Source organism: Mesorhizobium sp. M7A.F.Ca.US.006.04.2.1, assembly GCF_004022915.1.
Classification (GTDB): Bacteria; Pseudomonadota; Alphaproteobacteria; order Rhizobiales; family Rhizobiaceae; genus Mesorhizobium; species Mesorhizobium ciceri.
In genome coordinates, this window is record NZ_RZQA01000174.1 from 1 (window position 1) to 8,887 (window position 8,887).

Here is an 8,887-nt window from a genome sequence, read left to right on the forward strand (position 1 = left end):
GACTGCACAGACCGCCTCATCGCCATTGGCGACCAGCCTGTAGCTGTTGGACGGGGCGGCCTCGTTGGCTACGCTTTCCCGGCTGCCGCCATGAAACAGCTGAATGCCACCAAACAGCGCTGCGGCAGCGATCAATGCGGAAAGTGCTTTCATCATTCTTCATCCACGTACACGGACAGGTTGAACAATGATTCCAAAGGGTTAAGCTGACGTTAATAAATGTGGCAGCCACCGATCAGTTTCTAGCCTTCACATGCGCCGTCTCGGGCACCGGCGTCAGCGGCCGGCGCTCGGTGAACCAGGACACCAGATTGTCGACGCACAGATCCGCCATGGCGCGGCGTGTATGGTCCGAGGCCGAGCCGACATGCGGCAGCAGCGAGGTGTTGGGCGCGTCGAGCAGCGCCTTGGGCACGTTCGGTTCGTCGGCAAAGACATCGAGGCCGGCAGCGGCGATGGTGCCGTTGGCAAGGGCTGCCGCAAGCGCTGCCTCATCGACCGTGCTGCCACGGCCGATGTTGACGAAGACGCCGTTGGCGCCAAGCGCCGACAGTATCTCGGCATTGACCGCCTTCTCCGTCGAGGCGCCCCCCGGCGCGACCGAAATCAGCGTATCCACGGCTTCGGCAAGCCCTTTCAGGGTCGCATGATAGTGGTAGGAAAGACCTTCGACACGGCGCCGGTTGTGGTAGGCGACCGGCAAGCCAAAGGCTTCCAGACGCCGGGCAATGGCCTGCCCGATGCGGCCCATGCCGAAAATACCCACACTGCGCCCGCGCAAGGTCAGCCGGCTCAGCGGATAGTTGCCCTTGCGCACCCAGCTGCCGTCGCGCAGCCAGGTCTCGGCGCGCGGCAGGTCGCGGATGGTGTTGATCAACAGCCCGATCGTGGTGTCGGCGACCTCCTCGGTCAACACGTCGGGCGTGTTGGTGACCATGATGTTTTTCGCCGCCGCATGACCGACATCGACCGAATCATAGCCGACGCCGAAGGAAGCGATGAGTTCGAGGTTGGGCAATGCATCCATCATCGCCGCGTTGATGCCGGCGAACGAAGCGACGCCGCGCACATCACTGCGCATCTCGTCGGTGACGAGCGCCGGATCGGCGCGTTCAATTCTGACACGCCTGAACGTGCGGTTGATGCGGTCGACCGCGTGGTCGTTGAAATCGCCCGGCACCAGGATGGCGACGGTCTGCAACTGTTCGGCCTTGGTCATGCACGCTCCACCGGCTTGCCGGTCGACTGACGCACATGCAGTTCCGGCTTGATCAATTCCTGCGAGGGTCGCACCGTCTGCCCGTTGAGCTTGTCGAGCAGCGCGCTGGCGGCGCGGCGGCCAACCTCGCGCTGGCCGTTCCAGACTGTGGTCAGCGCCGGCGTCGCGATCGCCGCCTCTTCGAGGTCGTCATAGCCGGTGACCGAGATGTCGACGCCCGGCACCAGGCCGGCGCGGGCAATGCCGTTCATCAGACCGATGGCGACGAGGTCGTTCCAGCAGCAGGCTGCCGTCGGTCTGTCCTTCAGCGCCAGGAACTGTCCGGCGGCCTCGAAGCCGGCCTGCTTGGTGCGCGGCCCGGCGATGCGCCAGGACGGCCTGACTTCCAGCCCGGCCGCCTCCATCGCGTTGACATAGCCTTGGTAGCGGTCACGGCCGGTCGAGGTCTGGTCGGTGCCGCCGATCATGGCAATGCGCTTGTGGCCGAGCGAGATCAGGTGGTTGGTGGCGAGGCCTGTTCCATAAGAGTCGTCGCCGCGAAAGACCGGCACGTCGGCACCCTCGACGGTGCGCGCGATCAGCACAGCCGGCAGGCCGTTCTCCTCGGCCATCACGATGTCGGAAGCCGGCGTGCCGATCGCCGGCGACATGATGACGCCGTCGGCGCCGAGTTGCAAAAGCGTATCGATGAAAGTGCGCTGCTTTTCGAGCTGATCATAGTGGTTGGACAGGATGAAGGTTTGCCGGCTGCGGTCGAGCTCGCTTTCGATCGAGCGCAGGATCTCGGCGAAGAACGGGTTCATGATGTCGTGCACGACGACGCCGACAATGCCGGAACGCGAGGTGCGCAGGCTGGCGGCGCGTCGGTTGTAGATATAGCCGATGGCGCGGGCATGTTCCTTGATGCGGTCACGGGTGGTCCCGGCAACAAGAGGGCTGTCGCGCAGCGCCAGCGAGACCGTGGCCGTGGACACGCCGAGCGCATCCGCGATCGTCGAAAGCTTGATTTTTTGTGCCAGCGACGTGTGCTCCCCGGACCTGACTTTCCAGACCTAAACTGTTTAAAGGCGGCGTTATGCCACCGATCGGGGGCAAATCAAAGTTTTTTTGCCAACGCCTCGGCCTCGACGTCCGAGGCCGCGCGGCTCCGCAGCCGAAGCCTATGCTCGCGATGGACGATGTAGAGGCCGCTGGCGACGATGATGGCGGCGCCGACCAGCGTCCAGCGGTCGGGAAACTGCTTGAAGACGATCCATCCGGAAATGATCATCCACACCATCTGCGAATAGGGATAGGGCGCCAAAGCCGTAGTCGTCGCCAGCCGGTAGGCCTGGACGAGCAGCCAGTGACCGACGCCGCCGAACACGCCGAGCATCAGCAGCACGAACCAGTGCCAGCCGTCATGCGGCAGGGAAAACGAAAACGGCAGCAGGGGCAACAGCAGCAGCGCCGGCGCCAGCGCCGAAAACAGGATGAGGCTCTCCGATGTCTCGGTCGCCGACATGCGGCGCGTCATGATGACGTAGAAGCAGTTCGACAGCATCGAGCCGAGCGCGAAGAGATGTCCGATGCCGAACACGCCGACGCCCGGTCGGGTGATGATGAGGACGCCGGCAAAGGCCGCCAGGATGGCCAGCCAGCGCCGCCAGCCCGCCCACTCGCCAAGCAGCGGACCGGCCAGCGCCGTGATCACCATCGGCCCAAAGAAATAGATCGAGGTTGTCTCGGCCAGTTGCAGGGATTTGAGCGCCAGGACATTGAATATGGTCGATCCGAACAGGAAAGCCCCGCGCAGGATATGCGCAGGCAGGTTGACCGGGCGAAACCGCATGGGTTGGCGCCAGCCGCGCAACAGGGTGCCGACCAGGATGACATGCACGGCAAAGCGCACCCAGGCAACGACCAGCACGGAAATGCCGGCGAGGACGAGGTATTTGCTTGATGTGTCGAGGAAGGTGAAGCAGACGTAAGTGGAAAGCATGCACAGGATCGCCACCGGGGGCGTCGCGCTTTCTACATGTCTTTGGGGAGCACTCACTTGCAGGCCGGGTGGGAGCTGGGCTGGACCCACCTTTGCGGGAATTGCCGGCTCCCGGCAAGCCAATTGTCGGCTGTCGCCACGCCAAAGCCGGCTGGCACAACAAGTGTCGGCGGCAGGCTTAGTCGATGCCTTTGAAAGCTACGGGTGCATACGGGCGCCCTTGGTGATCTTATCGACCAGCTTCTTGTCGGCGCGAAGCGCGATCCCGACCACCTTGGCGTCTTCAGGCGCAAATTCGGCGAAGACGGCCCGGTTGGCCGCGTCAAAGCCGGTCGAAAACATCTCCTCGACATAGAGCGAGGTGGTCACGCCGCGCTCCAATGTGCGCCGGTGGATCGTGCCCAGCGTGGCCTGGTCGGCGGACAAAACGATGACCGGCTGGATCGACAGCGGGTTGTAGAGATTGCCGGCGCGGTCGCGATAGGGTTCGCCGATGATGTCGCGAAACTGGGCGACAATGCCGCTGGTCAGGAAGGCCGTGACGTTGAGTTTCTGCCAGACCGGCAGATCTTCCCTGAGCACGATTGCAAATTTCGTATCGAACATGAGACATTGGCCATTCGGTTTGTGCCCCAATGCGAGGCTTACGGAGACGATGTCGCACGATCTAGACAGCCAGGCCTTCGAGGGTCTTGGACGTTTGTGCATCGATGCGGCGGAAAACCGTATTATCTCCGGTCCCGATCCCGCAGGCATGGAGCGGATCGAGGCACGCTTCCATGGCAGCGCGTTCGACCTGCATCGCCACGACACCTATGCGATCGGGGTAACGCTGCACGGTGTGCAGACGTTTCGCTATCTTGGTGCTGCGCGTCACAGCCTTCCAGGCCAGATCATCGTGCTACACCCCGACGAACTGCATGACGGCGGCGCCGGCACCGAGGACGGCCTGCGCTACCGAATGCTCTATTTGGAGCCGTCGCTGATGCTCGACTGCCTTGGCGGCGCTTCGCTGCCTTTTGTGAGGGATGGCGTGGTGACGGACGCGGCCTTTTGCGCAACGCTGCTTTCGGCGCTGGGGCCGCTGGAGCAGGAACTCGACGACCTGTTCGTCGACGACTTCCTGGTCCAACTGATGCAAAGCCTGACCCGGCATGGCGGCCAGCCGGCAAAGCCGATGACCCGGACGGCGTGGCGGGCGGCTGCACTGGCGCGCGACTATCTCACGGAAAACCTGACCCGGCCGGTGCGCTCCGGCGAACTGGAAGCGATAACCGGGCTCGACCGCTATGCCTTGTCACGGCATTTCCGCGCGGCGTTCTCGACCAGTCCGCATCGCTTCCTGGTGATGCGCCGGCTTCAGCGTGCGCGGCGGATGATCGCCGCCGGCGAACCGTTGGCGCAGATCGCAGTCGAAGCCGGCTTCAGCGACCAGAGCCATTTCATCAGGCACTTCAAGAAGGCGTTCGGCATGACACCGGGACGCTGGTCGTCGCTGATCCAGGGCTCTGCCGCGGCGGCTTGATCGCCTGCCGCGACAATCCGCCGGTCAGTCGTCCGACTCGGCGTCGTCGTCGATGAGCACCAGTTCCTCGTTCGAGAGGTTGGCCTCGATGCGGGCAAGCAGTTTGAACAGCGACTTCTGGTCCTTCTTGTCGAGGCCCTTCAGCGCCTGCTTTTCGGTCTTCTTCACCGATTTCTCGATGGCGTGGATGATGTCGCGGCCTGTATCGGTGAGGAAGATGTGGGCCTGGCGGGCATCGGCTTCAGAAGTGCGCTTCTCCAGGAAACCCTGGGCCTGCAGCCGGTTGATGGTCTTGGTGATCGTCGGCGGGCGCACGCCGAGACGTCCGGCAAGATTGCCCGGCGTCTGGCCGTCCTCACGGTCGAGCGCCAGCATGATCTGGTCCTGGCCGGCATAGAAGCCGTGCGCCAGAAGCCGGGCAGCCAGCGCCGTCCTTGCCAGCCTTGCCGCGGAATGCAGCCGGCTCATTGTCGCAGTCTTGTCCGCCTTGGCCATGGTCTTCCCTCTTCGGCCGTACCGGTGCGGGCAGCATAGAGGCAGCCGGCCGGTTGGCAATCGACGATCAAAAAGATTCCGGCGCTTCAAACAGCTTTGCCGGCAAGCATTGTGGTGTCCGCCGTGCTAATGCCAGATGTTTATTTCAGTTAGATGACAAACGAATTCGTGACCGGAGTTTTCGCCGCTGACAAGGTGCGTGAGGGAACGCTCAGCCGGGCTTCACCGCCACGATCATCAGCGCCTGATAGGCATCCTCCAACTCGCGCAGCGCAGCCTGCGATTGCGGTCCTGCCCGCCTGGCGATGCCGTCATCGGCGTTTGAAGTGTCGCGCTTGCCGGGCCGGTCATTGTAGGGCGCGACAGAGGTGAAGATCTGCTCGCTGAGGCTGTCGGGGAAGAACAACTGGCCGGTCATCACCGACCTGTCGTCGGGGAAGACCTTGAAATGGATGTGGGTGGTGCGGCCGCGATACCAGCCGGGATAGATCGTGGCGAAGGAGACGATGCCGCTTGCATCGGTTTTCTGCCAACCACGCAGGAAGGTCTGGCCCGATGTGTCGACGTCGCGGCCGTCACCCTGTCCGGGATAGCCGGAATAGGCGCCCTGCGCGTCGCAATGCCAGATATCGACGCGGGCGCCGGCAAGTGGGCGGCAGTCCACGTCGACAACCTGCAGCCGGACGTCAAGGGCAATACCTTTCTTGCCTTCGGTGACATCGGCACGTTCGAGTTTCGGGTCGAAATAGAACGGTCCCTCGGTCACTTCAGGCGTAATGGTGCAGACACCGGCGCCGTTTTCGAACAAGGCCAGTCCGGCATAGGGTGAAGCCTGGGCAGCCGAAGATTGAGCGGCCATTGCCGAGGCCGGCAGGAAGGCACCACCTCCGGCGGTGACCGCGATCAACCCGAGCGCCTGGCGCCGGCTCAATGAGAAGGAGGATGGCTTGCCGGACATATCTTGCCTCTCAAATTGATCTTCCGCATCCCGAGCTAGGCAATCACAGCGGCTTTCGCCAGCCAAAATCCGGTATTGTAGCAAGCCGGTTTGGCCCATCGGTTTGCCCCGTGCAAAAGCCCGGCACACATCCTATATGGAACCGACAATCCCTTTTGAGGGCCGGATCTTTCGCGGCCCAGCACTTTCGAGGCAAGCCATGAGCGACGCACAGACGCAAATCCCCGTAACCGTTCTCACCGGCTATCTCGGCGCCGGCAAGACGACGCTGCTCAACCGCATCCTGTCGGAAAACCACGGCAAGCGCTACGCCGTCATCGTCAACGAGTTCGGTGAAATCGGCATCGACAACGATCTGATCGTGGAATCCGACGAGGAAATCTACGAGATGAACAATGGTTGTGTCTGCTGCACGGTGCGCGGCGACCTGATCCGTGTCGTCGAGGGCCTGATGCGCCGCCCCGGCCGCTTCGACGCCATCGTCGTCGAGACCACCGGGCTCGCCGATCCGGTGCCGGTGGCGCAGACCTTCTTCATGGACGACGATGTGCGCTCCAAGACCAGGCTTGACGCGGTGGTGGCGCTGGTCGACGCCAAGCACCTGCCGTTGCGGCTCAAGGATTCCAGGGAAGCCGAGGACCAGATCGCCTTCGCCGACGTCGTCGTGCTCAACAAGACCGACCTCGTCACGTCAGAAGAAGTCGCCAAGGTCGAGGCAACGATCCGCGCCATCAATCCGGCGGCAAAGATCCATCGTACCACCCGCGCCGGCGTCGACCTGACCGAAGTACTCGACCGCGGCGCTTTCGATCTGTCCCGGGCACTGGAAAACGATCCGCACTTCCTCGAGGCGCATGACGATCACGATCATCATGACCACGACGGCCACGATCACCACCACCATGATCATGACGGGCACGACCACCACCATCACGCGCATGCTTCGGACATTCATGACGTGACGGTGCAATCGGTGTCGCTGCGCGGCGGCGAGATGGATCCGAAGAAATTCTTCCCCTGGATCGAGAAGATCACCCAGATGGAAGGCCCCAACATCCTGCGGCTGAAAGGCATCATCGCGCTCAAGGGCGACGACGAGCGCTATGTCATCCAGGGCGTGCACATGATCATCGAAGGCGACCATCAGCGCGCCTGGAAAGACGGCGAAAAGCACGAGAGCCGGCTGGTGTTCATCGGCAGGGAACTCGACGCCGAGCGGCTGAAGAAGAGTTTTGACGCCTGCCAGGCGGCTTGATTTCCAAGCCTTATAACGCTAGCGCTGCCCCTTCTGTCCTTCTCCCCTTGTGGGAGAAGGTGGCCGTGCGAAGCTCGGTCGGATGAGGGGTGCTCCAGCTGGGCACCGACGGCGATCCGTCCAACACCCCTCAACCGTCTCGGCGCTGCGCGCCGATCCACCTTCTCCCACAAGGGGAGAAGGTTGGCGCCACACCTGGCCGCGCTGGCGACTTCCCGGGGATGGCAACAAACTTCATTGGAATGGTTCCCTGATGCCCACAGTCGCCCCCCTAGACCTCGAAGGCCATTGCATCGCCGCCGTCTTTCTCGGCGACGTGCCGCATTTCGCGATGGCCGACGGCGCCATCCATCGGCTCGACCATGGCCACAAGACGGTTCAGGCCAATGACGGGCTGCTCGCCGCCTTCCATGATGCGGCCAATGACCGGCTGATCACCGGCGGCGAGGACGGCAAGGTGTTTGCCGTGAAAACGGGCGGCGAGGCCACGGAATTGGCAAGCGCGGCCAGGAAGTGGATCACCAGCGTTGCCGCCGGGTCGCAAGGCGCCATCGCCTATGCCTCAGGCAAGACTGCCTTCGTGCGCTTCGCCGACGGCAAGACCAGGGAATTCGTCCATCCGCGTTCGGTGGAGGGGCTGGCCTTCTCGCCCAAGGGCATGCGCTTCGGCGTCGCCCGCTACAATGGCGCGACGCTGCATTTCCCGGCCGCCGAGGGCAAGCCCGTGGAACTCGAATGGGCCGGCGCCCATACCGGCATCACCTTCTCGCCGGATGGCGCCTTCCTCGTCACCACCATGCAAGAAAACGCATTGCACGGCTGGAAGCTCGCCGACGGCAAGCACATGCGCATGACCGGCTATCCCGGCAAGGTCAAAAGCCTGTCGTGGAGCGTGAAGGGCAAGTGGCTGGCGAGTTCCGGCGCGCCGGCGGCGATCGTCTGGCCGTTTTCCGGCAAGGACGGGCCGATGGGCAAGGCACCGCTGGAACTCGGCACGCGCGGCAACGCCATGGTGACGGCTGTCGCCTGTCACCCGAGCCAGGATGTCGTCGCCGTCGGCTATGATGACGGCATGGTGATGGCGGTGCGTTTTGCCGACGCCAAGGAAGTGCTGTTGCGGCGGCCGGGCAAGGGCGCCATCACCTCGATGATGTGGGACAAGGAAGAACGCCGCGTCGCCTTCGGCAGCGCGGCAGGCGACTGCGGCGTCATCGACATCACGGCCTGACCCCGCTCACTCCGCTCCGCACGACACTTTGCCGCTGATTTCAACCGGTTTGCCGTCCTGGTCCGTATCCGCCGCGGCGTCGTAGATGAAGAGCGTATAGCTCCCGTCGTAGACGCCTTCGTCGCTGGTCCTGGTCAGGATCGTCAGTTCGACCGAGTTGATCTTTTGCGCGGCCTCGTGCTCACGATAGATGTTCAGCCGCAATTCCTTGCCGTCGAGCCAGTAC

Annotated in this window: 9 protein-coding genes and 1 pseudogene; 3 read left to right on the forward strand and 7 right to left on the reverse strand. The window is 63.3% G+C overall.

From position 1 onward, the window contains the following. Positions 1-235: 235 nt before the first annotated feature. The 4 genes from EN925_RS11950 to EN925_RS11965 form a co-directional block, all read right to left on the reverse strand. Positions 236-1,219 carry a 2-hydroxyacid dehydrogenase gene (locus tag EN925_RS11950; RefSeq protein ID WP_127369338.1) on the reverse strand — a complete coding sequence of 328 codons (984 nt, stop codon included), beginning with the start codon at positions 1,217-1,219 and terminating at the stop codon, positions 236-238. Then, entirely contained in the window at positions 1,216-2,238 is a 1,023-nt protein-coding gene (locus EN925_RS11955) for a LacI family DNA-binding transcriptional regulator (RefSeq protein ID WP_127259551.1), read from the reverse strand. Before EN925_RS11955 ends, EN925_RS11950 begins: the two co-directional genes overlap by 4 nt. Before the next feature lie 77 nt (positions 2,239-2,315). Beyond that, complete coding sequence (locus tag EN925_RS11960; protein WP_063173523.1) at positions 2,316-3,200, reverse strand: DMT family transporter; 885 nt, start codon at positions 3,198-3,200, stop codon at positions 2,316-2,318. A gap of 198 nt (positions 3,201-3,398) precedes the next feature. Then, positions 3,399-3,806 carry a DUF2000 family protein gene (locus EN925_RS11965; RefSeq protein ID WP_024501919.1) on the reverse strand — a complete coding sequence of 136 codons (408 nt, stop codon included), beginning with the start codon at positions 3,804-3,806 and terminating at the stop codon, positions 3,399-3,401. Between the two features lie 49 nt (positions 3,807-3,855). Here EN925_RS11965 and EN925_RS11970 point away from each other — a divergent pair, with 49 nt between their 5' ends. Then, entirely contained in the window at positions 3,856-4,725 is an 870-nt protein-coding gene (locus EN925_RS11970; protein WP_127365919.1) for an AraC family transcriptional regulator, read from the forward strand. 24 nt (positions 4,726-4,749) lie between these two features. Here the strand turns inward: EN925_RS11970 and EN925_RS11975 are convergent, their stop codons facing one another. Both EN925_RS11975 and EN925_RS11980 read right to left on the reverse strand, forming a co-directional pair. Further along, positions 4,750-5,220 (reverse strand): MarR family winged helix-turn-helix transcriptional regulator, encoded by a 471-nt coding sequence (locus tag EN925_RS11975; protein ID WP_127369179.1) that lies wholly within the window; start codon positions 5,218-5,220, stop codon positions 4,750-4,752. A 211-nt stretch (positions 5,221-5,431) separates the two neighbouring features. Then, positions 5,432-6,178 carry an intradiol ring-cleavage dioxygenase gene (locus EN925_RS11980; protein WP_127369178.1) on the reverse strand — a complete coding sequence of 249 codons (747 nt, stop codon included), beginning with the start codon at positions 6,176-6,178 and terminating at the stop codon, positions 5,432-5,434. A gap of 199 nt (positions 6,179-6,377) precedes the next feature. On the opposite strand from EN925_RS11980, the gene EN925_RS11985 reads away from it, so the two are divergent. Both EN925_RS11985 and EN925_RS11990 read left to right on the forward strand, forming a co-directional pair. After that, positions 6,378-7,433 (forward strand): GTP-binding protein, encoded by a 1,056-nt coding sequence (locus EN925_RS11985; protein WP_127369177.1) that lies wholly within the window; start codon positions 6,378-6,380, stop codon positions 7,431-7,433. A 253-nt stretch (positions 7,434-7,686) separates the two neighbouring features. Next, on the forward strand, positions 7,687-8,661 hold the full coding sequence (locus EN925_RS11990; RefSeq protein ID WP_127369176.1) for a WD40 repeat domain-containing protein: 975 nt from the start codon (positions 7,687-7,689) through the stop codon (positions 8,659-8,661). A gap of 6 nt (positions 8,662-8,667) precedes the next feature. On the opposite strand, the pseudogene EN925_RS11995 reads toward EN925_RS11990, so the two are convergent. Then, positions 8,668-8,887: pseudogene (locus tag EN925_RS11995) on the reverse strand (hypothetical protein); the annotation flags it as partial.

What these genes read in the sequence shown, in the direction of transcription:
- EN925_RS11950 (WP_127369338.1), bottom strand. Translation starts at nt 1,219, where the DNA reads ATGACCAAGGCCGAACAGTTGCAGACCGTCGCCATCCTGGTGCCGGGC.
- EN925_RS11960 (WP_063173523.1), bottom strand. Translation starts at nt 3,200, where the DNA reads ATGCTTTCCACTTACGTCTGCTTCACCTTCCTCGACACATCAAGCAAA.
- EN925_RS11965 (WP_024501919.1), bottom strand. Translation starts at nt 3,806, where the DNA reads ATGTTCGATACGAAATTTGCAATCGTGCTCAGGGAAGATCTGCCGGTC.
- EN925_RS11970 (WP_127365919.1), top strand. Translation starts at nt 3,856, where the DNA reads ATGTCGCACGATCTAGACAGCCAGGCCTTCGAGGGTCTTGGACGTTTG.
- EN925_RS11975 (WP_127369179.1), bottom strand. Translation starts at nt 5,220, where the DNA reads ATGGCCAAGGCGGACAAGACTGCGACAATGAGCCGGCTGCATTCCGCG.
- EN925_RS11980 (WP_127369178.1), bottom strand. Translation starts at nt 6,178, where the DNA reads ATGTCCGGCAAGCCATCCTCCTTCTCATTGAGCCGGCGCCAGGCGCTC.
- EN925_RS11985 (WP_127369177.1), top strand. Translation starts at nt 6,378, where the DNA reads ATGAGCGACGCACAGACGCAAATCCCCGTAACCGTTCTCACCGGCTAT.
- EN925_RS11990 (WP_127369176.1), top strand. Translation starts at nt 7,687, where the DNA reads ATGCCCACAGTCGCCCCCCTAGACCTCGAAGGCCATTGCATCGCCGCC.